Genomic DNA, 26,055 nt, shown 5'->3' with positions numbered 1-26,055 from the left:
GGGCGCTCAGGCGCCGCTGCGGCGGTTCTGCAGGTAGCGGGAGGTGAACAGCAGCGCCAGGGAGACGCAGATGATCACCGTCGAAATGGCATTGATCTCCGGCGTGATGCCCCGGCGGATCGACGAGAAGATGTAGATCGGCAAAGTGGTTTCCGATCCGGCGACGAAGAACGCGACGATGAAGTCGTCGAAGCTGAAGGTGAACGCCAGCAGGAAGCCGGCGAGGATGGCCGGGGCAATCTGCGGCAAGGTCACTCGGCGGAAGGTTTCCAGGGGCGGTGCGTAGAGGTCGGCGGAGGCTTCCAGCAGGGCCTTGTCGAGGGACTCGACACGGGTGCGGACGATCACGATCACCAGCGCCATGGTGAACAGCGAGTGCGCCGCGATCACCGTGAACAAGCCCATGCGCAGACGCGGCAGGCCGGCTCCCAGCAGCATGTCCAGCAGCGGATTGACCACTTCGAACAGGCTGATGAAGGCGATCAGCGTGGCGATGCCGATGACGATGCCCGGAATGATGATCGCGCAATAGGTCATGGCGTCGAAGAACAGCCGCACCCGCTTGCCCGCCCGTTGCAGGCCGAACACTGCCAGGGTGCCGAACAGCGTGGCGATCAGCGCCGAGCTGAAGGCGATCAGCGCACTGGTACCCAGGGATTCCATGATGAAGGGGTTGCTAAAGGCGCGGCCGAACCACTGCACCGAGCAGCATTCGAACGACAGCCCGCTGCGCCCGGCATTGAAGGAGAACAGCACGATCAGCGCGATGGGCGCGTACAGGAACAGGTAGAGCGAGGTGGAATAGCTGCGCAGCCACATCAGAGCATCCCCTCCGTGCCGCGCTTGCCATAGCGCGCCACCAGCTTCAGGTAGAGGGCGATGATCACCAGCATCATCGCCACCAGGGTCATCGCCACCGCGCTGCCGAATGGCCAGTTGCGCGATTGCAGGAAGAGGTCCACCAGGGCGTTGCCGACGAAGAACACCTTGCCGCCGCCGAGGATCGCCGGGATCAGGAACTCGCCCATGAGCAGGATGAACACCAGCATGCTGCCGGTGATGACGCCGGGTGCCGAGAGCGGCAGGGTCACCCGGCGGAAGGTCTCGAAGGCGCCGGCGCCAAGGTCGGACGAGGCTTCCAGCAGGCGCTTGTCGAGCTTCTCCAGGCTGACGTAGATGGGGAACACCATCAGCGGCAGGTAGCCGTAGACGATGCCGATCAGCACCGCGCTCGGGGTGTTGATCAGGCGCACATCCTCCAGCCCGACCATCGCCAGCAGCGCCGGGATGCCCTTGCCGCCGAGGATGAAAATCCAGGCGTAGGTGCGGATCAGGAAGCTGGTCCAGAACGGCACGATCACCAGGGTCAGCAGCAGCGAACGGCTGCGCTGCACCTTCACCGCCAGGTAATAGGCCAGCGGGTAGGCCGCCACCAGGCACACCAGGGTGCCGAGCGGCGCCAGCACCAGGGTGTTGTAGAAGGCCTTCGCCCGCGACCCCAGGTTCAGGTAGTTCTCCAGGGTCAGGGCCGCGCTGTAGCCTCCCACCGGGCTGCGCTCGCCGAGGCTGAAGACCAGGATGATCACCAGCGGCAGAAGGAGCAGCAGCAGGAACCACAGCGTGGACGGCAGCAGCAGGAGCAGCGTGACGCGCCGGGCGAGGCTACGGCTTTCCACCGGCACGGCCTGCCCCGCATCGGCCAGCGCGGGGACGCTGAGAGCGACGTTCATGGAAGATTCCTTGCGATTCATGGAAGCGGACGCTGTAGGAGCGAGCTTGCTCGCAAACGCCTTCGCGAGCCGAACTCGCTCCTACAACGCCATGCGTCAGGCCGCCTTGAAGCGCGCCATCAGTTCCGCTCGCGCCGGGCTGGTCAGGGTGGCGGCGGCGCCGAACTCCAGCGCACTGAGCAAGTCGGCTGCGGGATACATGATCGGGTCGTCGAGCAAGTCCTTGGGCAACAGCGCATCCACGCGCTTGTCACCGGTGGGATAGCCGTGGGCCTCGACTTCCAGCTTGTTCACCTGCGGATCGAGCAGGAAGTTGATCAGCGCGTAGGCCGCGTCCGGCCGCTCGGCGCTCTTCGGAATGGCGAAGAAATCGCTCCACAGCTCGCCGCCCTCGCTACCCAGCACGTAGGTCATCTGCGGCATGTCGCGATGCAGTTGCGAGGCGTCTCCGGTCCAGCACATGGACATCCAGGCATCGCCATTGCGCATCGATGGCTGGTAGTCGGAGTTGATCGCGAAGAGGTGCGGCTTGACCTCCAGCAGCAGCTTCTCGGCCTGGGCCAGTTCCTTCGGGTCCAGCGAGTTGAAGCTGTAGCCGAATGACTTCAGCGCATTGCCGATGACGGTGAGCTGGTAGTCGTGGACCATCACCCGGCCGTTGGCTTCGCCTTTGCTCAGCTCCCAGAATTCCTTCCAGGTGGTGGGCCTGGCCTTGATCTTGTTGCCGTCGTAGACGAAGCCGGTGGTGCCCCAGTTCTTCGGCACGGCGTAGGTCTTGCCGTTGATCACGCCCTGCTCCATGAAGCGTTTTTCATAGGAGGCCGGATCGAAGTTGGGCAGGCGCGAGAGGTCCAGCGGCTCGATCAGTCCCAGCTCGGCATAGGTGCTGATGGTGTAGTTGGTGGGCACGAAGACGTCCCAGCCACTGCCACCCGCCTGGAGCTTGGCGAGCATCTCTTCATTGGAGCCGAACACGTTCATCTGTACCTGGGCGCCGGTCTGTTCGGCGAAGGCGGCGAAGTTGTTGGCGTTGTGATAGTTCGGCCAGGTAGCCAGGACCACGCGGTCGCCAAGGGCGCCTTTCTCGGCGGCGAAGGCCCGGTTGCTGGTGAGCAGGCCCGGCATGTTCGCGGCCATTACCGCCATGGCCACGCCGAGGCCAGTCCGACCGAGGAACTCGCGACGGCTGATGGAGCCGTTCTGCCAACTGCGCAGTTGCTTGATGAAGTCTTTCCGATCCATTGCTGCCACCTGCCTTTCAAGGGTTGGTTGTTCTGGTCCTTCGCCTACTGCGTCTCTCTACAGCGTCATGGCCAGGCCGCTCGCCTGGTCCCAGCCGATGCGTACCGGCGAGCCGTGTTCGAAGGCCGAACGCTCGTGCTGGCCATGGCGTTGCACGCGCACGCAGACGATGCCGAAGGGCTCGGTGCGTACGCGGTATTCAGTGAGGTTGCCGAGGTAGATGCGGTCCACCACCTGGCCCGGCAGGCTGACTTCGCGGGGCAACGCCTCTTCGCTGGCGCCAATGGCGATCAGTTCCGGGCGCACCGCGATGCAGCCTGGCTCAGTGGCCTTGAGGGCGGGGCCGGTGGGCGTCTGCGGGCTCGCCAGTTGCAGGCCGTGGGTGGTGTCCAGCAGCACGCGACCATTCTCGATGCGCCGCACGGTGCCGTCGAACAGGTTGGATTCGCCGATGAAGTCCGCCACATAGCGACTCGCCGGGGTTTCGTAGAGCTGCTCGGGGCTGGCGCTCTGGAGGATCTGGCCGTCCTGCATGACGCTGATGCTGTCGCTCATGGACAGCGCCTCTTCCTGGTCGTGGGTGACCAGCACGAAGGTGATGCCCACTTCGCGCTGCAGGCGCAGCAACTCGGATTGCATCTCCTTGCGCAGCTTGCGATCGAGCGCCGCCAGGGGCTCATCCAGCAGCAGCACGGTGGGCTTGTTCACCAGCGCACGGGCCAAGGCCACCCGCTGCTGCTGGCCGCCGGAAAGTTCGTGGGGCTTGCGCTGGCCAAAGCCGGACAGGTGCACCATTTCCAGGGCTTCGTCCGCCATCCGGCGCTGCGCGGCGCGATCCGGGCGTGGCTGGTGGTAGCGCAGGCCATAGGCGATGTTCTCCGCCACCGTCAGGTGCGGGAACAGTGCATAACTCTGGAACACCATGTTCACCGGCCGCTGGTGCGCGGGAATCCCGGCTACCGAATGCCCGGCCAGCAGCACCTCGCCTTCGCTGGGCTGCTCGAAGCCGGCGATCATCCGCAAGGTCGTGGTCTTGCCGCAGCCGGAGCTGCCGAGGAAGGAGTGGAACGCGCCCCGCCGGACTTTGAAGTTCAAGCCGTTGACCGCCGTGACCGCGCCATAGCGCTTGACCACATTGCGGAACTCGATATCGACGAACTCGCTTGCATCACTCACGGCCGGCCCCTTTTTTAGGTGTTCTTGGCATGTGGCAACACGCTAGCAATGGTGATTCCAGGCTGTATATATCCCTCGGGGGATAGATATGCATTCCACAAAAACTGTGGAATCCATTGTGGATAAGTTATGGATGGTGGGCTGCAGGCCACGGGGGGCTAGGGCCAGAGCTTTGCGGTCAAATTTTGAGCAACCCCCTCGTTGCGGGGGCGATAAGAATCTGTAGGAGCGAGCTTGCTCGCGAATAGCCGGGCCGGGACCTTTTCGCGAGCAAGCTCGCTCCTACAGTAATCCGACTTCAACCTGCGAATTCATTCGCCAAGCAGGCCGAAGGTCTGCCGCGTCAAGTTGGGCAGTTGCGGCGCCCCACCGCTGCTACTCACAAATTCTGTGCAAATCGTTGTGGATAACTCGTGGGCATCCACGTCGAAGGCCGATGGCAGCTGGGGCAGGAACAGGTTGTATGGTTATTGATCAACGGTGTTTTAATCGCTAACAGCGATAAACCTATACCGCCTTCAGCAGGTCTTCGGGCTCATCTCGTTGCCCGCCCAGCTCCCGAACGAACAGGCCCAGCAACTCCGACTGGCTGCCGATGCCGAGCTTCGCGTAGATGTTCTTGCGATGGATTTTTACCGTGCCGGGGCTGATCGCCAGGTGCTCGGCCACGGATGCGCTGGAGTGGCCACGCAGAAGCATCTGCACCACTTCCTGCTCCCGCGCCGTCAGCACGTGGGCGCCGAACTGGTCGAAGGCTTCGCGGATCTTGTAGTCCAGGTCCTGCACCGGGCGCGGCGCATGGGCGCGCGCCTGCTCCCAGGCTTCGTTGACCACCTGCTCCACCACCGGTTGGGCGCAGTCCAGCAACTGCATTTCATCGCGGCTGTAGGCCGGGCTGCAGGCGCTGCGCATCAGCGAGAGGACGGCCTTGGCACCATCGGCCAGGTCGATGAAGAAGGCGATTTCTTCAGTGAGGCCAGTCTGCTGGTAGTAGGTGACGTAGTACTCGCCGAGGTAGAAGTGGTCCGGGGCGAACTGGCGCAAGCGCCAGAGTCCGGAGGCCTGGTTGCGCGTGCAGGCGAGGTAGAAGGGATCGAGCAGGTAGGGGCCGACCTGGTAATCCTCGACGTACACGTGGCGCTTGTCCGGTGGAAAGGTATCGAACAGCGCCAGCGGCCGATGGTTGCCTTCGTAGACGAAGAGCACGAAATGGTCGACATGGCAGACCTGCTGCAGCCACTGGCTGAGGCCGAGCAGACGCGCCCGTCCGGCGGGCTGGGAAAGCAGGTGGGCAACACCGGTGGTCCAGTGTTTGAGTTCCTTGTGGCGCATGTGGGAAATGCCTGAGGTTGGGCTGCGCTTCAATCACTATAGGCGTTCAGCATTTCGCACAGAAATGCAGGAAGTGAGCCAATATCCTGAAAGCCCGCCGAGGCCTTCTAGTACGGGGGTGCCGGTTCCCTGCCCTGCCCCATTCCGGTTCCCACTGCCCCATCAGGCGTCACCCATCACCACAATCAGGTGACGCCCGGAGCCACGATCAGCCTTTCTTCGCCTTACCGAAGCCGGGTGACTTGCGCACCGCTTTGACCTTGGGCTTCTCGCTGTCGACCCAGCGGCCCAGTGCCGCGCCCTTGCCCGGTTTGGCAGCGCCAGCCTGGGGCTCCTTCGGCTTCTTGGGCTTCTTCGGCTTCTTGATCACCTGGCCGGTGGCGTCTGTAACGGGCACGCGGTGATCGGGGAAGAAATCCGGCTCGTCGCGGCGCTGGATGGTCTGGCGGATAAGCACCTCGATGGACGCCAGCAGTTGTACCTCGTCGGCGCAGACCAGCGATACCGCTTCACCCGTGGAACCAGCGCGACCGGTACGGCCGATACGGTGCACGTAATCCTCGGCGACGATGGGCAGATCGAAATTGACCACCAGCGGCAGGTCGTCGATGTCCAGGCCACGGGCCGCGACATCGGTGGCGACCAGTATCTGCACCTCGCCGGCCTTGAAGGCCTGCAGTGCACGCAGGCGCGACGGCTGCGGCTTGTCGCCATGGATCGACTCGGCGCTGACGCCCCGGGCCTGGAGTTCATCCACCAGTTGATCGACGCCCTTGCGGGTTTTCACAAAGACCAGCACCTGGCCCCAGCCGCGATCTTCCAGCAGGTGCAGGAACAGCTCGCTCTTGCGCTTCTTGTCCACCGGGATCAGCCACTGGCGCACGCTCTTGGCCGCCGCATTGCGCGGGCTGACTTCGATGGACAGCGGATCGCGCAGCAGTTCGCGGGCCATCTGGCGGATGGCATCGGAGAAGGTGGCGGAGAACAGCAGGGTCTGGCGGCGCTTCGGCAACGCGGTAAAGAGATCGTCCAGCTCGCGGGCGAAGCCCAGGTCGAGCATGCGGTCGGCCTCATCCAGCACCAGCGTCTGGAGCTGGTTGAACTTCACGGCGTTCTGCCGATAGAGGTCGAGCAGCCGGCCGGGCGTAGCGACCAGGACGTCGATGCCCTTGCGCAGCTTCATCATCTGCGGGTTGATGCTGACGCCGCCGTAGACCGCGTAGTTGCGCAGCGGCAGATGCTGGCCGTAGACGCGGAAGCTTTCGTTGACCTGTTCGGCCAGCTCACGGGTGGGCACCAGTACCAACGCGCGAATCGAGTTGCTGGCGACCTCCGGGCCTTCCTGGGTCAGCCTCTGCAACAGCGGCAGGGCGAAGCCAGCGGTCTTGCCGGTACCGGTCTGGGCCGCGGCCATCAGGTCACGGCCCTTGAGGACGGCGGGAATCGCTTCGGCCTGCACCGGCGACGGGGTCTTGTAGCCAAGCGCCTCGGTGGCGCGCAGCAGGGGTTCGATCAGGCCGAGGGAAGCGAAGGTCATTGGGGCAGCCATAGTGTGCGGAAAAGGCGCAATTCTATCAGGCTGCCCGTGGTCTCCGGGATCAACTGGTCTGCTGTTCCATCCCATCGCCCTTCTGCACCTTCGCTTCGTTGCGCTCGCGCCATTGCGGCAGGCCGATCAGCACCACCGCGCTGATGATCACCAGCATGGCCAGGCCCTCTTCCAGACCGATGCTCTCACCGGCGAAGCCGATCCCCAGCAGCACCGCCACCACCGGGTTGACGTAGGCATAGCTGGTGGCTGCGGCCGGGCGCACGTTCTTCAGCAGGTAGAGGTAGGAGCTGAAGGCAATGATGGAACCGAACACGATCAGGTAGGCCAGTGCGCCCCAACCGGCGAGGGTCGGTGCGGCAACCAGACGCTCGCCACTCAGCAGGCTGCCAATCAGCAACGCGACGCCGCCGGCGAGCATTTCCGCCGCGCTGGCCATGGGGCCGGCGGGCAGCTTGAGGTTCTTGCTCCACATGGAGCCGAAGGACCAGGCCGCCGCGGCGAAGATGATCAGGACGGCGCCCAGGGGGCTGGCTTGGAGGTTGGAGCCGAGGTTGAGCAGGCCGATTCCGATCAATCCGAGGAGAATGCCGGCCCATTCCAGGCGCGTGGTGCGCTGCCCCCAGATCAACCCGAACAGCAGGGCGAACAGCGGTACCGTGGCCACCGCCAGGGCGGCAACGCCGGACGCTACGCCAAGGTCTTCGGCCAGGGTGACGCCACCGTTGCCGCAACTGAGCAGCAGGAAGCCGATGGCTGCGGCGGACTTCCATTCCTGCCAGCTCGGGTTGGGAACGCCGCGCCAGCGCAGGAAGCCGTACATCAGTGCGCCCGCGACCACGAAGCGGACGCCGGCCATCAACATCGGTGGCCAGGATTCCACGCCGATGCGAATCGCCAGGTAAGTGGAACCCCAGATCAGGTAGAGAGCGATGAAGGCCCCTATGAGCAGGAGCGGAAAGCGGCGCGCAGGCATGATCGGAACTCGACACAGGCAGGAATGAGGTGTCTATTCTAAGTAAGGCAAGCCGGGCGAAATAAGGATGAAAGCCTTATTCATCGCGCCCCTTGCCTTTGAAAGAACTGTTTTCAACGGCTTCTACCGTCGATTCGACAGAAGCTGATTTCGGAGGTCCCTGTGGATAAATACGACCGCCTGCTGATCGCGGCGCTTATCGAGAATGGCCGCGCGTCATTCGCCGACCTGGCACGCCGGGTCAACCTGTCGCCACCGGCGGTGGCCGACCGGGTGGCCAAGCTGGAAGCCAGCGGCCTGATCACCGGCTACCACGCCAGCGTGGACCTGGCGAAACTGGGCCTGCCCATCGAGTGCGTGATCGAACTGCGCATCACCGACCGCGACTACAAACGCACCCAGGAAGCCCTGGAGCAGATCCCGCAGTTGAACCTCTGCCACCGCGTCACCGGCGATGCCTGTCTGCTGATCAAAGCGGCCGTGTCGTCGATGCCGGAGTTGCAGGACCTGATCGACCAGATCGGCAAGTTCGGCGCGACCAAGACGTCTCTCATCCTCTCCACGCCCTTCGAGCAACGGATTCCCGGCGTGCTGCAGGAGCGCGGCAAGGTGGAAACCCTGCGTACGGTAAAAGGCTGAGCGTCCTGTAGGTTGGTGCAGAGCGAAGCGAAGCCCAACAGGCGAACCCGCCCCGAAATCGTTGGGCCTCGCTGAGCTCGGACCAACCTACAAAAGCAGTTCAGCCCTCCCGATGGCGCCTGAGCGCTTCGGGAATCTTTGCCGCTGGCACTTTTTACAAGGCGTGCTCCAGGAGCGCGGCAAGGTGGAAACCCTGCGTACGGTAAAAGGCTGAGCTTTTGGTAGGTTGGTCCGAGCCCCGCGAGGCCCAACAGGCGGACCCGACCCGGAATCGTTGGGCCTCGCCGAGCTCGGACCAACCTACAAGAGCAGGTCAGGCTTCCCGATGGCGCCTGAGCGCTTCGGGAATCTTTGCCGCTGGCACTTTTTACAAGGCGTGCTCCAGGAGCGCGGCAAGGTGGAAACCCTGCGCACGGCAAAGGGCTGAATACCTGTAGGTTGGTCCGAGCCCCGCGAGGCCCAACAGGCGGACCCGACCCGGAATCGTTGGGCCTCGCCGAGCTCGGACCAACCTACAAAAGCGGGTCAGGCTTCCCGATGGCGCCTGAGCGCTTCGGGAATCTTTGCTGCTGGCACCTTTTGCAAGGTACAGAAGAGCTGGTGCGACACCGCGCTGATCCCATGCGTTTCCCGTAGACGGCCTGCCAGGTGCAGGGTGAGGTTGGCGGCCATTTCGGCGTCGGCCAATGCCCGGTGGGCCTTGCCGGTGTCGGGCAGGCGCGCCCAGCTGTTGAGGGTGCCGAGCTTGTGGTTGGGCGCTTCGGGCAACAGGCGCCGGGCGAGCAGTAATGAGCAGGCGAACGCCTGACGTCGGGAGCGCCCAATGCGCCCCAGCTCGTAATCCCAGAACTTCTGGTCGAAGGACGCGTTGTGCGCCAGCAGCGGCAGATCGCCGATGAAGTCAGCCGCCTCGCCCATCACCTGCGCCGCCGGCGGTGCCTCACGCACCATGGCGTTGGTGATGCCGGTGAGGCCCTGGATGAAGGCGGGTATCGGGACGCCGGCGTTCATCAGGCTCTGGTAGCGATCGACGATGCGCCCGTTCTCCAGGATGACGACGCCGATTTCGGTGGCGCGGCAATCATTACCCGGCGTGATGCCGGTGGTTTCGAAGTCGATGACAGCTATGGGGTCCACGGGATGTTCCAGGTTGGAAGCGGTTCAGTTGCGCTTCAGCAGAGAATTTTCGATGGGCTGGTAGCGGCTGGCGGCACGGATCAGCGATTGCGCAGTCAGGCCGGGCACGCCATACACCAGGGTCTCCACGCCATGGGCCTGGGCCACCCGCTCCAGCAGCAGGTCGAAGTCGCCATCACCCGAGGCCAGCACGATCAGGTCGACCCTGGGCGCGGCATCGAGCACGTCGATGGTGATGCCAACGTCCCAGTCACCCTTGGCCGAACCGTCGGCGCGCTGGATGAACGGCTTGAGCTTCACGTTGAAGCCCAGGTTGCGAAGGATCTGCTGGAACTGCTGCTGCTTGGGATCACCGCGGTCGATGGCGTAGGCGCTGGCTTCGACGATGTCCCCTTCGGCACTGACGCTCTGCCAGAACGCGCCGTAGTGGAAGTGGCAGCCGTAGGCATGGCGCACCGTGTAATACAGATTCTGCACGTCGGCGAATACGGCGATTTTCTTCAACGCGGCTCCTCGCCGCTGGCTGGCGGCGACTTGATAAGGGTAGATTGCGGCCAGTATGCCAGCCTCAGGGAACGGAAAGTGGATACGACCGTGCAGAACACTCCCGGTGCCCTGCTGATCATCGATCAGCAGCAGGGTATCCGCCGCCTGGACAAGCCGCGCAACAACCCCGATGCCGAAGTCCGCATCGCAGCCCTGCTGGCACGCTGGCGCGAATCCGGCTGGCCGCTGGTGCATATCCGCCACATTTCGCGGGAGGCGGATTCGGTATTCGCGCCCGGCCAACCAGGCGCCCTCTTCCAACCCGAGTTCATGCCCCGGGAGCGCGAGCAGATATTGGAAAAGAACGTTCCCGACGCTTTCATCGCCAGCGGGCTGGAGCACTGGCTACGAGTGCGCGGCATCGATGCGCTGGTGATCGTCGGCGTGGCCAGCGAGAACTCGGTGGAAGCCACGGCCCGCAGCGCTGGCAACCTGGGTTTCGCGACCACCGTCGTCGCGGACGCCTGCTACACCTTCGCCAAGGCCGACTTCGCCGGCCGCCCGCGCAGCGCCGACGAGGTCCACGACATGGCCATGGCCAACCTGCAAGGCGAGTACGCCCGCGTGTTGTGCACGGACGAACTGCTCGCGAACTGGCCAACACCCTGAAGACGGGCGTCTATAGTTTCAGCTAACCCCGCACGTATCGAGAACGGGGAAGACGCCGTGACCCACCGCATGGGTCTGTTGCAGGGAGCAAGGTGCCCGCCATGGCAGGCGGCGCCGTCTGGCAGTCACTCCAGCCGCAGGCCGTGCCCCAGGGCTTTAGTGCAATGCGTGTTCATGGATGCTGCCTGCTTGCCCTGCTGCTCCTGTCCGCACCCGGCCATGCCGAGGCGCGTCTGGTTTTCAGTGCGTTTCCCGATCAGGGCCTGCCGCTGTTCCAGATCTGCAAGCGCATCCTCGTGGAAGCCTATAGCGAGCTGGGCATCAGTATCGAAACCCGCGCCGCACCCGCCGCCCGTGCCCTGCAGTATGCCGAGCGCGGCCTGAATGACGGCGAGCTGTGCCGTACCCGGCTGGTGGCCGAGCAGCGCAGCGACCTGCTGCTGATCCGCACTCCGCTGTTCGAATCCTATGCGGTGGCCTTCGCCAATCGCCCGTTGCAACTGCGCGGCTGGTCCAGCCTCAAGCCGTACCTCGTCGGTTTCGAGCGCGGCAAGGCGGCCCTGGAACTGCGACTCAAGGGGGTGCGGATGTCGCCGTCCAACGGGGCCGAGAACGGCATGCGCAAGCTCGCCGGTGGCCGCGTCGACGTGCATGTGGAGGATTACTACTCGGGCATGTGCATCCTGCGTCAGAGCGGCATGCGCGGTATCCAGCCACTGCATCCGGTACTGGAGCGCTTCTCCATGCACCACTACCTGAACCCGCGCCATCGCGACCTGGCGCCGCGCCTGGAGGAGGTGCTGCGGCACATGGCGCAGAAGGGTCGTCTGCAGGAAATCGAGCGCCAGGTCCTGCATGAGGCAGGACTGGATGATCTCAGCCCTCCGTGAGCGACTATGATGGCGCTCCCGATTCTCGTCCCCCGGATATCCGATGTCGCTCCACGCCCGCAACCTGACCCTGCTCGACGAACACGCTATCCGCTACCGGGAAGTCAGCCACGAACCCGTGCTCGACTATCCCACCGCGCATGCGGTGCGCGAGCGCTTCGGCCTGCGCGGAGTGGAAAGCAAGAGCCTGTTCCTGCGCCTGAAGAACGGCGGCTACGCGATGCTGGTGACCCTGGAAGGCGCGCGCGCCGACTGGGCCCAGCTCAAGGCACTGCTGGGCGCTCGGCCCAGCATTGCCAGCGACGAAGAGCTGGTAGCGCTGACCGGTTGCGTCCCCCAGTGCGCCTGTCCCCTGGGTCATGCAGAGGAAATCGCGCTGGTATTCGACGAGGCGATCTTCCGCCACGACTTCCTGATCTATTCCCCCGGCCCGCCGGAGTACACCCTGGAAGTGGCAACCGCCGACCTCGCCCGTCTGTTGCCGCAATTACCCAACCGCGTCCTGCACTACCGTTCCGAGTGAAGCGCCCTTTGGAGGCTGCGCAGGCTTGGGCTAAAGTGCCCAAGACCCACTGCCGCAAGATGTGAATGCCCGCTGATGAATCCGTTCGAGCTGCTGCGCGCCTCCTGGTATTTCTTCTCCCGCAACGCCGGGGAAATCGCCCTGCTCTGCCTGCCGGCGATCCTCACCGAAGCCATAGCCCAGCAGGGCCTGGTCGCCTGGCTCGGCCCCGACAAATCCCAGGGTGCGTCGATCATCGTCAGCATGCTGTTCTACCCGCTCTACGTCGGTGCGCTGATCATCTTTGTCGACAGCCGCAGCCACCGCATCCGCCTCAAGCCCCGGCAAGTGCTGGAGATGGCCCTGTTCCGCTGGCCGTCCTTCGCCGTGCTGGCGGCCATCAGCACCCTGCTGATCATGGTCGGGGCCTGGATGCTGATCATTCCCGGGCTCTACGTGATGATCAAACTGGCCTTCGCCGAGTACCTGCTGGTGCTGGAGGGCAGGTCCCCGCTGGATGCCATCAAGGAAAGCTTCACCCTGACCGCTGGACACTTCTGGACCATCCTCGCCTGCGTGCTGCTGGTGATGGGGCCGATCTGGGTGGTGGACTGGTTCGCCTATCGTGAGCTCGGGGAGAACCCCGATCCGGTGGGCACGGTGATCCTGGAAAGCTTCAACAGCTTCTTCCAGCTGTTCGTCAGCATTGCGCTGTACCGGATGTTCACCCTGGTGACGGAACGCCCGGTCGAACAGTGAGCGTCGAACCGCATAGTTTTTCAGCAGGCTGCTAGGCTTTTCAGTCCACTCAAGGAGGATTTCCCGTGGCCGAGAACCCCAGCATCCTGTCCCACATCTCGGTGGGCACCAACGACTTCTCCCGCGCCGTCGCGTTCTACGACAAAGTCCTGCCCACCCTGGGCTGCAAGCGCATCATGGAGCACCCCGGAGCCGTGGCGTACGGCCGCGAGTATCCGGAGTTCTGGGTGCAATCTCCCATCGACGGGAAACCGGCCAGCGTCGGCAACGGCACCCACATCGGCTTCTTCGCCCCCAGCAAGGAAGCGGTACGGGCCTTCTTCGAAGCGGCACTGGACGCCGGCGCCCAGGGTGATGGCGAGCCCGGACCGCGTCCGGAGTATGGCGAGCCCTACTACGGCTGCTTTGTCCGCGACCTGGACGGGCACAAAATCGAAGCAGCGTTCTGGGACATGGAACTGGATTCGGGCTACGAACTGTACGTCGAGCCCCACGCTCACTGAGCGCCAGGACGGTAGCGCCGCGCGGCGTCCAGCACCCAGCCCTCGTCGATCATCTGCCCAAGCGCCTGGGCAATGGCTGCGCGCTGGGCCTGCAGCGGCCGCTGGCGCGAGAAGCCGAGGAAGAGTTCGGTGCGGGCCGGCGGCCGGTAGGCGAGCTTGACGATGCGCCCGGCCAACGCCGGATCGCCCAGCAGTTCGTAGTCCACCTGGCAGTCGGTACCGATCACCAGCTGCAACCGCTTGTGGCGCAGCATGTCGAGCAATTGCCCTTCGTTACCGACCCCGACCTTGCGCAGCGCCTGGTCGGAGTCGAAGGGTTCGAAATAGGCCGAGCCCCTTACGAAACCGATGTCGTACTGACCCAGCTGTGGGTAACCGGAAACGCGCTGGGCCAGCTCGGGGAGGCTGTAGAAGCGCGGCGCACAGGTGAAATAGGGCCGCTCAAGATAGTCGATATAGCGCTCGCGCTCCGCCGTACGGGCAAGCCCGGTCATCAGGTCCGCCGAGCCCTTCTCCAGCGCGGCCAACCCCCGCGACCAGGGTGCGCGCTGCACCTCGAAGCGCAGCCCGGTGCGGCGCTCAAGCTCGGCCAGCAGGTCCATGTCCAGGCCGCGCAGCTGCCCCGCTTCGCTGGCGATGCGAAAAGGCGGCCAAACGTCAGTCATCACGCGCAGCGGAGGCGGGTTGTCGGCAACGGCCAGGGCAGGCAACAACAACAGGCTTGCAAGCCGGAGACGCACCGTTTTGGACATCAAGGCCAGGAATGACCAGAGGGCTACGCCCAGCTGCATGCCGGCTCCCGGATCAGTCTTGTAGTTCGTTATGGGTGCCATCACAGCAAGGTGGCGAGTGGCTATGTTTGCACCCACAGAAATACAGGGTTTCGCTGACATCTGCATGGAATTTGAGTGGCGCCAGGCCCGTGCCCTTGTGAGAGCCATCACAGAATGGTTGCTGCTGGCTCCGGCCACAGCGACACCAGAAGTAGTCCTTGCCTGCCACCACCTCGACTTCATAGGGGCCCTTCTGCGCGATCCAGGCTTCGCTGTTCATGGCGTTCCTCCCGGGCGCGCCTCGGCTTGGGCCGCGGCGGCGGCTCGGTTATGCTCGCCCTCTTCCAGCATAGATGCCAGCCCCAGACGATGCCCCGAGTCCTGCGTTTCGCTCTGCTCTGCCTGTCGATTCTCGCGATCGGCGTGATCGCCCTGATCTATGCGCTGACCTGGCATCCCGCAGCCCGCGAGCCGGCCATCCTGGCCTGTCAGGCCGAGGCCCCGCAATTGCAACCCGGCCAGGCGCTCAAGGTGATGACCTGGAACCTGCAGTACCTGGCCGGCAAGCGCTACGTCTTCTATTACGACCTGCCCGAGGGCAATGGCCCGGACGAGCGCCCTACCGCGGAGGACCTGGCCTACAGCCTCGACGAGGTCGTCCGGGTGATTCGTGAAGAGCAGCCGGATATCGTCAATCTCCAGGAACTGCACGAAGGCGCCCGCGCCACCGACTACCAGGATCAGTTGGCCCTGCTCCAGGAACGCCTGGCCGATCTCTACCCGTGCGCCAGCCAGGCCTTCTACTGGAAGGCCGCTTTCGTGCCGCATCCGCACATCCTCGGCAGCGTCGGCATGAAGCTGGCTACCCTCAGCCGCTTCCGCATCGAGAGTGCCGAACGCCTGCAATTGCCGCTGGAAGAGAACGACCCGATCAGTCGCCAGTTCGACAAGAAACGCGCGCTGCTGGTGAGCTACCTGCCGATTCGCGGCGGTGGACGCCTGGCCGCGATCAACACCCACCTGGATGCCCTGGCCGCCGACCAGGAAACCCTCAAGCGCCAGGTGGCCATGACCCGCGGCCTGCTCGACCAATTGCAGAGCGAAGGCGTGCCCTGGGTGCTGGCCGGCGACTTCAACCAGCTGCCACCCGGCCAGTACGAGCGACTATCCGAAGCCCAACGCAGCCGTTATCTCCGTGACAGCGAGCTGAAAGCGCTGTGGAGCCGCTACCCGATGATTCCCAGCATCACGGAAGCCAGCGGCGCACAGCAGACGCAGTGGTTCACACACTTCCCGAACGATCCACGGGTGAAAGGCCCGGACCGCACACTGGACTACGTTTTCCACAGCCCCAGTCTGACCCGCATCGAAGCCCGCGTGCGCCAGCAGGACACCCTGCGCATCTCCGACCATCTGCCGCTGACGGCGAGGTTCTTCCTGCCATCGGGGCATTGAGGTGCGTGGCGCACTTGTAGGAGCGAGCTTGCTCGCGAACCTCCTGTGCCAACCTTCGCGAGCAAGCTCGCTCCTACACAGAGCCGTGCTTCGTATCGGCTTCGAGCAGGCCTAACAGCGACCAGCCAGCCCCACGTGCACAGAGCCGTGCTTCATATCGGCCTCGAGCGCGCCTAGCAGCCACTCGCAGAAACTGCGGGTAAGCGGGTCGCCTTCGCTGTCGCGGTGCACCAGCCAGCTCCAGTTCGGCCCACGTACTGTCTGCTCCGCCAGTGGGACCAGCAGCGCCTGATCGCGCGCGCGTCCGGCCAGCAGCTGGCTGACCAGGGCAATCCCCAGCCCCTGGCAGGCAGCATCCAGCAGCAGGCCGGGATCGGAGAAGTTCAGGCCCTGGCTGTGCTGGCCGATATCGGCGCCGCCCTGCACTTCCCAGTGGCTCCAGTCCATTTCGCGCTCACCATGCAGGGTGGTGCGCGCCGCCTCTGCCACGTCCAGCAGGCTGGGATGGCAGGCGGGATAGAGACGATCCTCCAACAGCACGCGGTAACTGCATTCGGCCTGCGCGGTGAGGTCGTCACGCACGGCGATGTCGATGGTCTGGGTGGCCATGTCCGGCGTTTCATCGGTGGTCAGCAGCCAGAGGTCAACCTGTGGATGCTGCTTGTGGAAGTCCGCCAGGTTCGGCACCAGCCAATGGCGGGCAAAGGCCGGCGTGGTGTTGACCACCAACTGGTTGGGCTTGCGGTACTGGTCCAGTCGACGGATACCCACGGCCAATTGCTGCAGCAGCGACTGGGTGGTACTGAGCAGGTCGAAGCCAGCGTCGGTCAGCGCCACGCTACGGCCGCTGCGGAAGAACAGGGGCTGTTCGAGGAAGCTTTCCAGGCTGCGAATCTGCTGGCTGATGGCGGACTGGGTGAGGTGCAGCTCTTCGGCGGCCTTGTGAAAGCTGCCCAGGCGCGCAGCCGCTTCAAAGCCACGCAGAGCATTCAGAGGTGGCCAGTGCTTCAGCATCATCGATAAGTCCTACTAATCAGTAATCTGCAAAATCTATCGTTTGTTCGACCGTTTTTACAGGCCTAGCATGCAAGCCATCACCGCATCTGCGGTTCATCAGTGATAACAAAATCTTAACTGAAGGCTCTTGTATGCAATTCTCCGATTCGCAGAACGGCTGGGTCATGCCCGCCGAATGGGTTCCGCACGCTGCCACCTGGATGGCTTTTCCCCATAACCAGGCACTGTGGGAAAACGGCTGGGGCGTGACCCTGGCTGATGTTCAGGTCGACTTCGCCCGAGTGGCCAACGCGATCGCCCGCTTCGAACCGGTGAAGATGGTAGTGGACCCTTCCGCCGTGGCGCGGGCGAAAGAGCTGTGCGGGCCGAACGTCGAGTTGATCGAGCTGGCGATCAACGACAGCTGGTGCCGCGACTCCGGCCCGAGCTTCGTCTGCCATCCGCGCCTGGGCACCGCCGGCGTCAACTGGCGCTTCAACGCCTGGGGAGGCAAGTCAGCCTTCGACCTGGACGAAAGCCTGGCCCGGCGCATCCTCGGCCACCTGGGCCTGGAATGCTTCGACACCGTCCTGACCAACGAGGGCGGCGCCATTCATGTCGACGGCCAGGGCACCCTGATCACCACCGAGTCCGTGCTGCTCAACGGCAACCGCAACCCGGGCATGAGCAAGGTGGAGATGGAGGAAATCTTCGCTCGCCTGCTGGGCGTGAAGAAAACCATCTGGCTGCCGGGCGACCCCGAGTACATCACCGGTGACATGACCGACGGACACGTCGATGGCGTGTGCGCCTTCGCGCGTCCGGGTGCGCTGCTGATCGATGCGACCCGCGACCAGTCCTCGGACTACGCCCGGGTGGCCCGCGAGAACCGTCGTGCCCTGGAGCTTTCCACCGATGCCCAGGGGCGCCGCTTCGAAATGCTCGAGCTCTATGAAGCCAGCGAGGCGGTGGACCAGGACGCCGAGGTGTTCTGCGCCTCCTACACCAACTTCTACATCGCCAATGGCGCGATCATCATGCCGGCCTATGGCATTGCCGCCGACGAAGAAGCAGCCGCGACCCTGCGCCTGGCGTTCCCCGGCCGCGAAGTGGTGCCGGTGCAGATCAACCAGCTGGCCCATGGCGGCGGCGGCGTGCATTGCATCACCCAGCAACAGCCGGCCTGGCCGCTGAAGGGGTGATGCGATGACCATGCTCACCGTCGCAACCACCCAGTTCGCCTGCAGCTGGGACCTGGAAAGCAACCTCGACCAGGCCGAAAAACTGGTGCGGGAGGCCGCCGCCAAGGGCGCGCAGCTGATCCTCCTGCAGGAGCTGTTCGCCACCCCATACTTCTGCATCGAACAGGACCACAAGCACCTCGCACTGGCCCAGGAATATGGCCGCAGCCCCATACTCAAGCGCTTTGCCGACCTGGCCCGGGAACTGGGCGTGGTGCTGCCGCTGAGCTGGTTCGAGCGCTCCGGCAACGCTTACTTCAATTCCCTGGCGGTGGCCGATGCCGACGGCCATCTGCTCGGTGTGTACCGCAAGACCCACATCCCCAATGCCATCGGCTACCAGGAGAAGGAGTACTTCAGCCCCGGCGATACCGGTTTCCGCATCTGGGATACCGCCTTCGGCCGCATTGGCGTGGGTATCTGCTGGGACCAGTGGTTCCCTGAAACCGCCCGCTGCCTGGCATTGATGGGCGCCGAAGTGCTGCTCTATCCCACGGCCATCGGCTCCGAGCCAGGCGCTGCCGGGCTGGATTCCCGCGACCATTGGCAAGTGGCCCAGCGTGGCCATGCCGCCGCCAACATCCTCCCGGTGATCGCCGCCAACCGCGTCGGCGAGGAAGTGGCGACCACTGATCCAGAACTGCGGATGCGCTTCTACGGCTCGTCCTTCATTACAGATCACAAGGGCAAGTTGCTGGCGGAGGCCGACCGCGACAGCACCGGTGTGCTGGTGCAGCAGCTCGACCTCGCAGCCATGCGCGAAGAGCGCCTTAACTGGGGCATCTACCGTGATCGCCGCCCGGAAATGTACGGCCCGCTGCTGGGGCTGGATGGCCGCCAAATCCACCAACACTGGCAGCGCCAGGGAGCCTGAAGATGAACACCTCCAAGAAGCTGTTGATCGTCTCGCTGACCCTCGGCCTGGGCGGCGCACATCTTGCCGCCCAGGCCGAGGACAAGGTCCTGCGCCTGTACAACTGGGCGGACTACTTCGCTCCGGAAACCCTCAGTGCCTTCACCCGGGAGACCGGCATCCAGGTCATCTACGACGTGATGGACAGCAGCGAGACGCTGGAAGCCAAGATGATGTCCGGCAACAGCGGCTACGACCTGATCTTCCCCGGCGACACCGTGGCCGAGCGGCTGATGCGCGCAGGTGCCCTGCAGAAGCTGGACAAGGCCAAGCTCGAACACCTGGATGACATCGAGCCCGGCCTGCGCACGCTGCAGACCCGCTACCCGTACTCGCGCCAGGCGACCGTGCCCTACACCTGGGGCACCATCGGCATCACCTACAACCAGGAAATGATCGACAAGCGCCTGGCCGGTGCACCGGTCAACAGCCTGGACCTGATCTTCAAGCCCGAGTTTGCGGCGAAGTTCGCCGACTGCGGCATCTCGATGATCGACTCGCCGGATGAGGTGCTGGCCGTGGTGCTCAACTACCTCGGCCACAATCCCCGCAGCGCGAAGCCCGCCGAGCTGGCCGAGGCGGTCGCACTGCTCAAGGGCATCAAGCCTTACATCCGCAAGTTCCAGTCGCAGCCGGTCACGCAGCTGGTCAACGGCGATATCTGCCTGTCGCTCGGCTACAGCGGCGACATGACCCAGGCCCAGCGCACCGCGGATGAGGCCGGCAAGGCGACGCACTTCCAGTACCGCATCCCGCAGGAGGGCACCACGGTGTGGATGGACACCATGGCGATCCCGGCCGATGCCCGCCACCCGGAATACGCCTACGCACTGATCAACTTCATCATGCGTCCCGAGAACATGGCGGCGATCAGCAATGCCACCGGCTACCCGACCTCCAGCGCCAAGGCCCGGCCGATGGTCGCTGACGACATGCGCAACAACCCGGACATCTATGTCGACGAAGCCACCTACGCCCGACTGATCCCCGGCAAGGACATCCCGCAGCGCGACATGCGCGCACGGATGCGCGCATGGACCACCTTCAAGACGTCCATTCACGACTGATCCGCCAAAGCATCCCCCGAGTACACCGGCCCGCCCCACTCAACAGAGGAACATCCATGTCTACACGTCGTGACTTCATCAAGCAGCTGATGGCTGCCAGCGGAATCGGCGCAGTCGCCTCCCTTGGCCTCGGATTCGGGGCGGCCCGCGTACCCGCGGCGCTGGCCGGTAGCTGGTACATGCCCGACGAACACGGTCCGCAGGAACGGGTCATCCTCGCGTTCGCCGCCTCCTCCCGCGTCTGGGAGGGCTGGGAGTCCGCGGTCAACAACACCATTGCCCTACTGGCCAAGACCATCGCCAAGTACCAGCCGGTGACGGTGCTGTGCCGGGCCAGTCAGTTGTCGCAGGCCAAGAGCAAATGCGGCACCACCAACATCGAGTTCCTGACCATTGCGCTGGATGACGTCTGGGTACGCGACTACGGCGGCTGCTTCGTGGTCGACGGGGCCGGCGGCCTGGGCCTGGTGGACTTCAACTTCAACGGGTGGGGGAACAAGCAGACCGCGTCCAACGACACCCGCGTCGCGGACACCCTCAGCTATAAGATGGAAGCCAGCTACATTCGCAGCGCGCTGGTCGGTGAAGGCGGCGGCATCGAAGTCGACGGCCATGGCACGGCCATCATGACCGAGAGCTGCTGGGTCAACAGCAACCGCAACCCCGGGATGACCCGTGGGCAGGTCGAAGCCGAACTGAAGGCCAACCTCGGCCTGCGCAAGATCATCTGGCTGCCGGGTATCAAGGACAAGGACATCACCGACGCCCACGTCGACTTCTATGCGCGCTTCGTCAAACCTGGCGTGGTGATCGCCAACCTCGACAACGACCCGAAGTCCTACGACTACGCGGTGACCCGCAAGCACCTGGAAATCCTCAACGCAGCCACCGATGCCGACGGCCGCAAGCTGGTGGTCCACACCCTGCCGCCGCCCCTGAAGGTGCGCAGCAACCAGTACACCAGTAACAATCCGGATTTCGCGCCGGGCTACATTAATTTCCTGCCCATCAACGGCGCGGTGATCGCCCCGCAGTTCGGCGACGCGGCGGCGGACAAGTACTGCAAGGACCTGCTGACCAAACTCTATCCGGGCCGCGTGGTGGAGCAGATCAACATCGACCCGATCGCCGCTGGCGGCGGCGGCATCCATTGCGTCACCAAGAACCTTCCGCTCGTTTGAGGCCCGGATGCTGAAGGGCGGTTTACTGCCGCCCTTCCCCTCGGCATAGCGCTACGACTTCCTCGGCTTGGCCCGCGCGGTCGGCTCTGCCACCAGCGGGTCATCGGGCCAATAGTGTTTCGGGTACCTGCCCTTCAGATCTTTTTTCACATCCGCATAGGTATTGCGCCAAAAGCTGCCCAGGTCCTGGGTCACCTGTACCGGGCGCTGTGCGGGCGAGAGCAGATGCAGCTTCACCGCCAGGCGGCCACCGGCGATGCGCGGGGTGTCGGCCAGGCCGAACAGCTCCTGCAGGCGTACCGCCAGAACGGGCGGGAACTCGTGGTAGTCCAGGCGGATATTCGACTGCGAAGGCACTTGCAGGGTGCGCGGCGCCAGCTCATCCAGACGTTGTGGCAGCGGCCACGGCAGCTGCCCCTGGAGGATGCCGGAGAGCTCCAGGCTGGCGAAATGCGACAGTCGCGAAACCTTGCCCAGATAGGGCAGCAGCCAGTTTTCCAGCGACGCCAGCAGCGCCGCATCGCTGACATCCGGCCACTCGCTCTCACCCTTGCCTTCCAGGTCGAGCCGACGCAGCAGGTTCACCCGCGCCTGCCACTGGCGCAGCTCGGGCGTCCACGGCAGGAGCTCCAGTCCCTTGCGCCGCACCAGCCCGAGCAGGGCCCGCGAACGCGCCGCGTCGTCCAGTTCAGAGAGCGCTTCGCGGGCCAGCACCAACTCGCCGATCCTGACCTGGCGCTCGGCACGCAGCACACCTTCGCGCTCGTCCCAGTCCAGCAGGTCCTGGCGGCTTACCTGTTCGCTCAGGGCACTGTCGAACAGCGTCGGATCGAGGTCGGCCGCCAGGTAAATGCGTTCCTCGCGCTGGCCCTGGCGACTGCCGAGATCGGCGATCACCAGCCAGGGCTCCTTCATCAACGCATCCGGCTCGCCGAAGGTGGCAGCACGTCCATTGGCGAGGCGATAGTCCGCGCCCCCGGCACGGCGTTGCTGGGCGACCCGGTCCGGGTAGGCGAAGGCCAGCAGGCAGCCGAGCCAGCGCGGGTGCTCCGGGTCGGCCACCAGCTCACTGGCCGGGCCACGCAGGTAGGAGCGGAATTGCCGCGCCAGCTGACGGGCGCGCTGTACGCCGCCACGGGCGCCCCGTGCCGCGCGATCATCGCCCGCCAGCAGCGCGAGGCGACTATGCAGGTCGGCACCGCCGCCGCGCAGGATGTCGCGCTCGCCCAGCAGGGCCGCGAGGTCGCAGGCCAGGGAACCGAGCCCCAACGCCTGGCCACGCAAGAGCAAATGGGCGATGCGCGGATGGGCAGGCAGCTCAGCCATGGCCTGGCCGTGCCGGGTCAGGCCGCCGTCTTCGCCAAGGGCACCCAGGCGTTGCAGCAGATCGCGCCCCTGGGCGTAGGCGGCGGCAGGAGGCGGGTCGAGCCAGGCCAGTTCGTTGGGATCGGCGATGCCCCAGCGAGCCAGTTGCAGGGCCAGGCCAGCGAGATCGGCCTGGAGGATTTCCGCGCTGCCGTGAGCCGCCAGTTGCTCATGTTGGGACTCGGACCAGAGCCGGTAGCAGGCGCCCGCTTGCAGGCGGCCGGCCCGTCCCGCGCGCTGGGTCGCCGAGGCGCGGGAAATGCGCTGGGTATCCAGCCGGGTCATGCCGCTGGCCGGGTCGAAGCGCGGCACCCGCTCCAGCCCGGCATCCACCACCACGCGCACGCCGTCGATGGTCAGGCTGGTCTCGGCGATGTTGGTGGCCAGCACGACCTTGCGCTTACCCGCGGGAGCCGGCTCGATGGCCGCGCGCTGGGCGGCCAGGTCCAGTTCGCCATGGAGCGGACAGAGCAGGATGTCGGCGCGGCCGTCGAGCCGCTCGCCCAACTGGTCGGCCACGCGGCGTATCTCCGCCTGCCCGGGGAGGAACACCAGCAGGCTGCCGGGTTCGTCGGCCAGCGCCTGGAGCACGGTCTGCACAATCCTGGGTTCGAGCGCCTCGCCCGGCTGGCTAGCGCGCCCCCAGCGCTGCTCCACCGGGAACATGCGCCCTTCGCTGCGCACCACCGGCGCCTCGTCCAGCAGGCGCGACAGGCGTTCGCCCTCCAGCGTGGCGGACATCAGCAGCACTTTCAGCGGTGGCTCGTCGCGCAGCAAAGCGCGGCCGTTCAGGCAGAGGGCCAGGGCGAGGTCGGCATCCAGGCTCCGCTCGTGGAACTCGTCGAAGATCACCAGACCCACTCCCTCGAGCGCCGGGTCCTCCTGCAGGCGACGAGCGAGGATGCCCTCGGTCACCACTTCAACGCGCGTGCGCGGGCCGACCTTCGATTCCAGGCGGATGCGGTAGCCGACTGTTTCGCCCACCGATTCGCCCAGTTCGCTGGCCAGGCGCTCGGCGGCAGCACGGGCGGCCAGGCGACGCGGTTCCAGCATCAGGATGCGTTGTCCGGCGAGCCAGGATTCGTCCAGCAACGCCAGGGGAACGCGGGTGGTCTTGCCGGCGCCGGGCGGCGCCTCGAGCACGGCTTCGTGGCGAGATTGCAGGGCGGCCCGCAGGTCGGGCAGGACGGCATCGATGGGTAGGGGATTCATGGGTACTCCAGGCAGGCACGAAGTATACCGGCGAACCGCCAGTTCCTTGCCGGGGTCTTAAATGAACCAGGCAGTTTTGCAACGAACGCCTTGGTATAGTTGCGATCTTTCGACCAGGAGATGCATATGCGCATTGCTTCCCGTTGGATCGGCGGCGCCGTCGCCGCTGCTCTGCTCACCCAGCTCACCGCCTGCGGCACGCTCTTCTATCCGGATCGTCGTGGCCAGATCGAAGGCAAGATCGACCCCGTGGTCGCGGCGCTGGATGCTATCGGCATTCTTTTCTATGTGATTCCCGGCCTGATCGCCTTCGCCGTGGACTTCGCCACCGGCGCGATCTACCTGCCCGATGGCCAGACCGCACAGGTCGCCCCCGAAACCCTGCGCGAAGCCATCGGCGCCGACGGCAAGGTCGACCCGGTCCGCCTGAAGTCGATCATCGCCCGTGAAACCGGCCACGACCTGCCGCTGGACAACCCGCAGCTGCTCCAGCGCAGCGGCAACCTCCAGCAACTGGCGGCGTACGGTCTGCGCCCGGCTGCCTGATATGCAGGCGCCTCGTGCGGGCTGTTCTTCGGCGGCCCGCACGGCACCTTGAATCATCGGAGGCCGCAATCTCCGCCGTGAGTCTGGAGACGCTGGCCAAGGACTTCATCCATTTCAAGCCGGAGCCGGCATGACTTCATCCCGCCAGCACGCGCACTTGCTGCGCCTGGCCACCCGCGCCTCGCTCGCCGTTGCCATTACGCTGGTCATCGCCAAGGCCATTGCCTGGGCCATGAGCGGCTCGGTCAGCCTGCTGGCCGGCCTTACCGACTCGCTGATGGACAGCGCGGCGTCACTGCTCAACCTGCTGGCGGTGCGCTACGCGCTGAAGCCGGCCGACGACGACCACCGTTACGGACATGGCAAGGCCGAGGCCCTGGCAGGCCTGGCCCAGGCGCTGTTCATCGGCGTCAGTGCCGTGCTGGTGGCCGTGCAGGCCTACGAGCGATTGAAAGACCCGGAACCGCTCGGCGCGCAAGCGCTCGGCATCGGCGTGATGATCCTGTCGCTGGCGCTCACCGCCGGCTTGCTGATGCTGCAACGGCGGGTGATCCGCGCCACCGGCTCCACCGCGATCCGCGCCGATGCGCTGCACTATCGCTCCGACCTGCTGCTCAATGGCGGCATCCTCCTCGCCCTCGTGCTGGCGAGCTTCGGCTGGCAGCAGGCCGATGGGTTGTTCGGCATCGGCATTGCCGGATACATCCTCTGGAGCGCGATCGGTATTGCCCGGGAATCGATCTCGGTCCTGATGGACGAGGAGCTGACCCCGGCCATCAGCGCCGACATGCACCGGCTCGCCTGTGGGGTTCCCGGCGTGCTTGGCGCGCATGACCTGCGCACGCGCATTTCCGGCAATCACTGGTACGTGCAACTGCATCTGGAATTGCCGGGTGAACTGACGCTATCCCGCGCCCACGCACTGTGCGAGGCGGCGGCGGAAGCCATCACCGCCCAGTACCCACGCGCCGAAGTGCTGGTGCACGCCGACCCCAGCGAAGTGGTGAAACACGACTAGAGCAATTGCTCTAAAACTTCTAGACTCGCTCGCTTCATAACAAGAACGAGGAGTCCGTAATGCCCCTGTCGCTTTCTGCCGTCACCCTGCTCGGCCTGGTGGCCTGGAGTCTGCTGCTGGTTTTCCTGATGGTGAACCAGCGCGGCCTGCTGGTGCTGGCCGGGCGGATGAAGGTCAACGCCTTCGCCGCCGATGGCAGCAATACGCCCAGCGCTTTCGGCCAACGCCTGGTCCGCGCCCACGCAAACACCGTGGAAAACCTGCCGCTGCAGGCTGCGCTGCTGCTCTACGCGATCACCACCGAACAGACCGTCATCACCGACCCACTTGCCGGCCTGCTGCTGGGCGCTCGCCTGTTCCAGACCGTCGCGCATCTCATCAGCACCAGCGCGCTGTTCGTCTGGCTGAGATTCGCCGGTTTCTTCGTGCAGTTGGCAATCATGGCCTGGTGGTTGCTGAAGCTGGCCGGGTTTGCCTGACGTCCGAGCAACCAATAAAAAAGGGAGCCCCATACAGCGGGCCCCCTTCGGGAAATTCGTCCTGTGCTGGCGATTGTGTCGCCGCTTTCATCGCCTGCCTGATTGGGCAGTGCGGACCCGGGTGCCTGCTCGAACCGGTTGGATCGGCGGCGCCGACGCACCTGATTGGGCGGGTCGGGTGGACTTGCTGTCCGGGCCTTGAAACTGAGAGAAATATTA

At 64.9% G+C, this 26,055-nt stretch carries 27 protein-coding genes; 14 read left to right on the top strand and 13 right to left on the bottom strand.

Translation table 11 applies throughout. The annotated features are described in order from the left end of the window. Positions 1 to 6: 6 nt before the first annotated feature. The 7 genes from DM872_RS20025 to yedA form a co-directional block, all read right to left on the bottom strand. Positions 7 to 819, bottom strand: coding sequence for an ABC transporter permease (locus DM872_RS20025; RefSeq protein ID WP_179061104.1), 813 nt, complete (start codon positions 817 to 819; stop codon positions 7 to 9). Continuing rightward, positions 819 to 1,730: an ABC transporter permease gene (locus DM872_RS20020; protein ID WP_179061103.1), complete on the bottom strand. Its 912-nt coding sequence runs from the start codon at positions 1,728 to 1,730 to the stop codon at positions 819 to 821. Before DM872_RS20020 ends, DM872_RS20025 begins: the two co-directional genes overlap by 1 nt. Before the next feature lie 96 nt (positions 1,731 to 1,826). Next, on the bottom strand, positions 1,827 to 2,972 hold the full coding sequence (locus DM872_RS20015) for an ABC transporter substrate-binding protein (RefSeq protein WP_179061102.1): 1,146 nt from the start codon (positions 2,970 to 2,972) through the stop codon (positions 1,827 to 1,829). Positions 2,973 to 3,029: 57 nt separating this feature from the next. Beyond that, on the bottom strand, positions 3,030 to 4,148 hold the full coding sequence (locus tag DM872_RS20010; protein ID WP_179061101.1) for an ABC transporter ATP-binding protein: 1,119 nt from the start codon (positions 4,146 to 4,148) through the stop codon (positions 3,030 to 3,032). A gap of 507 nt (positions 4,149 to 4,655) precedes the next feature. Continuing rightward, the gene (locus tag DM872_RS20005; RefSeq protein ID WP_179061100.1) at positions 4,656 to 5,480 is read right to left on the bottom strand and encodes a response regulator transcription factor; all 825 of its coding nucleotides are present in this window, start codon (positions 5,478 to 5,480) and stop codon (positions 4,656 to 4,658) included. Positions 5,481 to 5,688: 208 nt separating this feature from the next. Further along, on the bottom strand, positions 5,689 to 7,017 hold the full coding sequence (locus tag DM872_RS20000) for a DEAD/DEAH box helicase (RefSeq protein WP_179061099.1): 1,329 nt from the start codon (positions 7,015 to 7,017) through the stop codon (positions 5,689 to 5,691). A gap of 61 nt (positions 7,018 to 7,078) precedes the next feature. Continuing rightward, complete coding sequence (gene yedA / locus DM872_RS19995; protein WP_179061098.1) at positions 7,079 to 8,005, bottom strand: drug/metabolite exporter YedA; 927 nt, start codon at positions 8,003 to 8,005, stop codon at positions 7,079 to 7,081. Between the two features lie 162 nt (positions 8,006 to 8,167). On the opposite strand from yedA, the gene DM872_RS19990 reads away from it, so the two are divergent. Next, positions 8,168 to 8,644 (top strand): Lrp/AsnC family transcriptional regulator, encoded by a 477-nt coding sequence (locus DM872_RS19990; RefSeq protein ID WP_179061097.1) that lies wholly within the window; start codon positions 8,168 to 8,170, stop codon positions 8,642 to 8,644. Positions 8,645 to 9,169: 525 nt separating this feature from the next. Here DM872_RS19990 and DM872_RS19985 read toward each other — a convergent pair. After that, positions 9,170 to 9,781, bottom strand: a complete 612-nt coding sequence (locus DM872_RS19985; RefSeq protein WP_179061096.1) for a 3'-5' exonuclease — start codon at positions 9,779 to 9,781, stop codon at positions 9,170 to 9,172. 24 nt (positions 9,782 to 9,805) lie between these two features. After that, entirely contained in the window at positions 9,806 to 10,285 is a 480-nt protein-coding gene (locus DM872_RS19980; RefSeq protein ID WP_179061095.1) for an NYN domain-containing protein, read from the bottom strand. Between the two features lie 90 nt (positions 10,286 to 10,375). On the opposite strand from DM872_RS19980, the gene DM872_RS19975 reads away from it, so the two are divergent. From DM872_RS19975 to DM872_RS19955, 5 genes are all read left to right on the top strand, one after another. Further along, positions 10,376 to 10,936: a cysteine hydrolase family protein gene (locus DM872_RS19975; protein WP_373273726.1), complete on the top strand. Its 561-nt coding sequence runs from the start codon at positions 10,376 to 10,378 to the stop codon at positions 10,934 to 10,936. A 101-nt stretch (positions 10,937 to 11,037) separates the two neighbouring features. Further along, positions 11,038 to 11,826, top strand: coding sequence for a substrate-binding periplasmic protein (locus DM872_RS19970; RefSeq protein ID WP_256873440.1), 789 nt, complete (start codon positions 11,038 to 11,040; stop codon positions 11,824 to 11,826). A gap of 43 nt (positions 11,827 to 11,869) precedes the next feature. Continuing rightward, complete coding sequence (locus DM872_RS19965; RefSeq protein WP_179061093.1) at positions 11,870 to 12,349, top strand: YbaK/EbsC family protein; 480 nt, start codon at positions 11,870 to 11,872, stop codon at positions 12,347 to 12,349. 75 nt (positions 12,350 to 12,424) lie between these two features. Continuing rightward, positions 12,425 to 13,087, top strand: coding sequence for a YciC family protein (locus DM872_RS19960; RefSeq protein WP_179061092.1), 663 nt, complete (start codon positions 12,425 to 12,427; stop codon positions 13,085 to 13,087). A gap of 65 nt (positions 13,088 to 13,152) precedes the next feature. Then, entirely contained in the window at positions 13,153 to 13,590 is a 438-nt protein-coding gene (locus tag DM872_RS19955) for a VOC family protein (RefSeq protein ID WP_179061091.1), read from the top strand. Here the strand turns inward: DM872_RS19955 and DM872_RS19950 are convergent. Both DM872_RS19950 and DM872_RS19945 read right to left on the bottom strand, forming a co-directional pair. Further along, entirely contained in the window at positions 13,584 to 14,381 is a 798-nt protein-coding gene (locus DM872_RS19950) for a substrate-binding periplasmic protein (RefSeq protein WP_179061090.1), read from the bottom strand. The genes DM872_RS19955 and DM872_RS19950 overlap by 7 nt on opposite strands. Positions 14,382 to 14,394: 13 nt before the next feature. Further along, the gene (locus DM872_RS19945) at positions 14,395 to 14,643 is read right to left on the bottom strand and encodes a CDGSH iron-sulfur domain-containing protein (protein WP_179061089.1); all 249 of its coding nucleotides are present in this window, start codon (positions 14,641 to 14,643) and stop codon (positions 14,395 to 14,397) included. Positions 14,644 to 14,732: 89 nt separating this feature from the next. Between DM872_RS19945 and DM872_RS19940 the strand changes: the two genes are divergently transcribed. Further along, positions 14,733 to 15,818: an endonuclease/exonuclease/phosphatase family protein gene (locus DM872_RS19940; RefSeq protein ID WP_179061088.1), complete on the top strand. Its 1,086-nt coding sequence runs from the start codon at positions 14,733 to 14,735 to the stop codon at positions 15,816 to 15,818. A gap of 111 nt (positions 15,819 to 15,929) precedes the next feature. Here DM872_RS19940 and DM872_RS19935 read toward each other — a convergent pair whose 3' ends face one another. Continuing rightward, positions 15,930 to 16,832, bottom strand: coding sequence for a LysR substrate-binding domain-containing protein (locus DM872_RS19935; RefSeq protein WP_179061214.1), 903 nt, complete (start codon positions 16,830 to 16,832; stop codon positions 15,930 to 15,932). A gap of 134 nt (positions 16,833 to 16,966) precedes the next feature. Here DM872_RS19935 and DM872_RS19930 point away from each other — a divergent pair, with 134 nt between their 5' ends. From DM872_RS19930 to DM872_RS19915, 4 genes are read left to right on the top strand one after another with little or no spacing between them, the layout of a single operon-like run. Beyond that, the gene (locus DM872_RS19930) at positions 16,967 to 18,016 is read left to right on the top strand and encodes an agmatine deiminase family protein (protein ID WP_077525177.1); all 1,050 of its coding nucleotides are present in this window, start codon (positions 16,967 to 16,969) and stop codon (positions 18,014 to 18,016) included. A gap of 4 nt (positions 18,017 to 18,020) precedes the next feature. Then, positions 18,021 to 18,929, top strand: a complete 909-nt coding sequence (aguB, locus tag DM872_RS19925) for an N-carbamoylputrescine amidase (protein WP_179061087.1) — start codon at positions 18,021 to 18,023, stop codon at positions 18,927 to 18,929. A 2-nt stretch (positions 18,930 to 18,931) separates the two neighbouring features. Beyond that, entirely contained in the window at positions 18,932 to 20,035 is a 1,104-nt protein-coding gene (locus DM872_RS19920) for an extracellular solute-binding protein (RefSeq protein ID WP_179061086.1), read from the top strand. Between the two features lie 56 nt (positions 20,036 to 20,091). Next, positions 20,092 to 21,216, top strand: a complete 1,125-nt coding sequence (locus DM872_RS19915) for an agmatine deiminase family protein (protein WP_179061085.1) — start codon at positions 20,092 to 20,094, stop codon at positions 21,214 to 21,216. Between the two features lie 51 nt (positions 21,217 to 21,267). On the opposite strand, the gene hrpB is transcribed toward DM872_RS19915, so the two are convergent. Beyond that, on the bottom strand, positions 21,268 to 23,793 hold the full coding sequence (gene hrpB / locus DM872_RS19910) for an ATP-dependent helicase HrpB (protein WP_179061084.1): 2,526 nt from the start codon (positions 23,791 to 23,793) through the stop codon (positions 21,268 to 21,270). Positions 23,794 to 23,919: 126 nt separating this feature from the next. Between hrpB and DM872_RS19905 the strand changes: the two genes are divergently transcribed. From DM872_RS19905 to DM872_RS19895, 3 genes are all read left to right on the top strand, one after another. After that, positions 23,920 to 24,339, top strand: a complete 420-nt coding sequence (locus tag DM872_RS19905) for a polyribonucleotide nucleotidyltransferase (RefSeq protein WP_179061083.1) — start codon at positions 23,920 to 23,922, stop codon at positions 24,337 to 24,339. 130 nt (positions 24,340 to 24,469) lie between these two features. Further along, entirely contained in the window at positions 24,470 to 25,357 is an 888-nt protein-coding gene (locus DM872_RS19900; RefSeq protein ID WP_179061082.1) for a cation diffusion facilitator family transporter, read from the top strand. 59 nt (positions 25,358 to 25,416) lie between these two features. Next, positions 25,417 to 25,836 carry an MAPEG family protein gene (locus tag DM872_RS19895; protein WP_179061081.1) on the top strand — a complete coding sequence of 140 codons (420 nt, stop codon included), beginning with the start codon at positions 25,417 to 25,419 and terminating at the stop codon, positions 25,834 to 25,836. Positions 25,837 to 26,055: the final 219 nt, after the last annotated feature.

The sequence above is a fragment of the Pseudomonas taiwanensis genome, from assembly GCF_013393345.1.
GTDB lineage: Bacteria > Pseudomonadota > Gammaproteobacteria > Pseudomonadales > Pseudomonadaceae > Metapseudomonas > Metapseudomonas resinovorans_C.
This window is presented reverse-complemented; position numbering and strand designations above follow the sequence as displayed.

Coding starts and splice junctions, on each gene's coding strand:
- DM872_RS19905 (WP_179061083.1), top strand. CDS start 23,920: ATGCGCATTGCTTCCCGTTGGATCGGCGGCGCCGTCGCCGCTGCTCTG.
- DM872_RS19915 (WP_179061085.1), top strand. CDS start 20,092: ATGTCTACACGTCGTGACTTCATCAAGCAGCTGATGGCTGCCAGCGGA.
- DM872_RS19945 (WP_179061089.1), bottom strand. CDS start 14,643: ATGAACAGCGAAGCCTGGATCGCGCAGAAGGGCCCCTATGAAGTCGAG.
- DM872_RS19950 (WP_179061090.1), bottom strand. CDS start 14,381: ATGCAGCTGGGCGTAGCCCTCTGGTCATTCCTGGCCTTGATGTCCAAA.
- DM872_RS20000 (WP_179061099.1), bottom strand. CDS start 7,017: ATGACCTTCGCTTCCCTCGGCCTGATCGAACCCCTGCTGCGCGCCACC.
- DM872_RS19960 (WP_179061092.1), top strand. CDS start 12,425: ATGAATCCGTTCGAGCTGCTGCGCGCCTCCTGGTATTTCTTCTCCCGC.
- DM872_RS19930 (WP_077525177.1), top strand. CDS start 16,967: ATGCAATTCTCCGATTCGCAGAACGGCTGGGTCATGCCCGCCGAATGG.
- DM872_RS20015 (WP_179061102.1), bottom strand. CDS start 2,972: ATGGATCGGAAAGACTTCATCAAGCAACTGCGCAGTTGGCAGAACGGC.
- DM872_RS20025 (WP_179061104.1), bottom strand. CDS start 819: ATGTGGCTGCGCAGCTATTCCACCTCGCTCTACCTGTTCCTGTACGCG.
- yedA (WP_179061098.1), bottom strand. CDS start 8,005: ATGCCTGCGCGCCGCTTTCCGCTCCTGCTCATAGGGGCCTTCATCGCT.
- DM872_RS20020 (WP_179061103.1), bottom strand. CDS start 1,730: ATGAACGTCGCTCTCAGCGTCCCCGCGCTGGCCGATGCGGGGCAGGCC.
- hrpB (WP_179061084.1), bottom strand. CDS start 23,793: ATGAATCCCCTACCCATCGATGCCGTCCTGCCCGACCTGCGGGCCGCC.
- DM872_RS19920 (WP_179061086.1), top strand. CDS start 18,932: ATGAACACCTCCAAGAAGCTGTTGATCGTCTCGCTGACCCTCGGCCTG.
- DM872_RS19895 (WP_179061081.1), top strand. CDS start 25,417: ATGCCCCTGTCGCTTTCTGCCGTCACCCTGCTCGGCCTGGTGGCCTGG.
- DM872_RS19970 (WP_256873440.1), top strand. CDS start 11,038: ATGGCAGGCGGCGCCGTCTGGCAGTCACTCCAGCCGCAGGCCGTGCCC.
- DM872_RS19965 (WP_179061093.1), top strand. CDS start 11,870: ATGTCGCTCCACGCCCGCAACCTGACCCTGCTCGACGAACACGCTATC.
- DM872_RS19935 (WP_179061214.1), bottom strand. CDS start 16,832: ATGCTGAAGCACTGGCCACCTCTGAATGCTCTGCGTGGCTTTGAAGCG.
- aguB (WP_179061087.1), top strand. CDS start 18,021: ATGACCATGCTCACCGTCGCAACCACCCAGTTCGCCTGCAGCTGGGAC.
- DM872_RS19940 (WP_179061088.1), top strand. CDS start 14,733: ATGCCCCGAGTCCTGCGTTTCGCTCTGCTCTGCCTGTCGATTCTCGCG.
- DM872_RS20005 (WP_179061100.1), bottom strand. CDS start 5,480: ATGCGCCACAAGGAACTCAAACACTGGACCACCGGTGTTGCCCACCTG.
- DM872_RS19900 (WP_179061082.1), top strand. CDS start 24,470: ATGACTTCATCCCGCCAGCACGCGCACTTGCTGCGCCTGGCCACCCGC.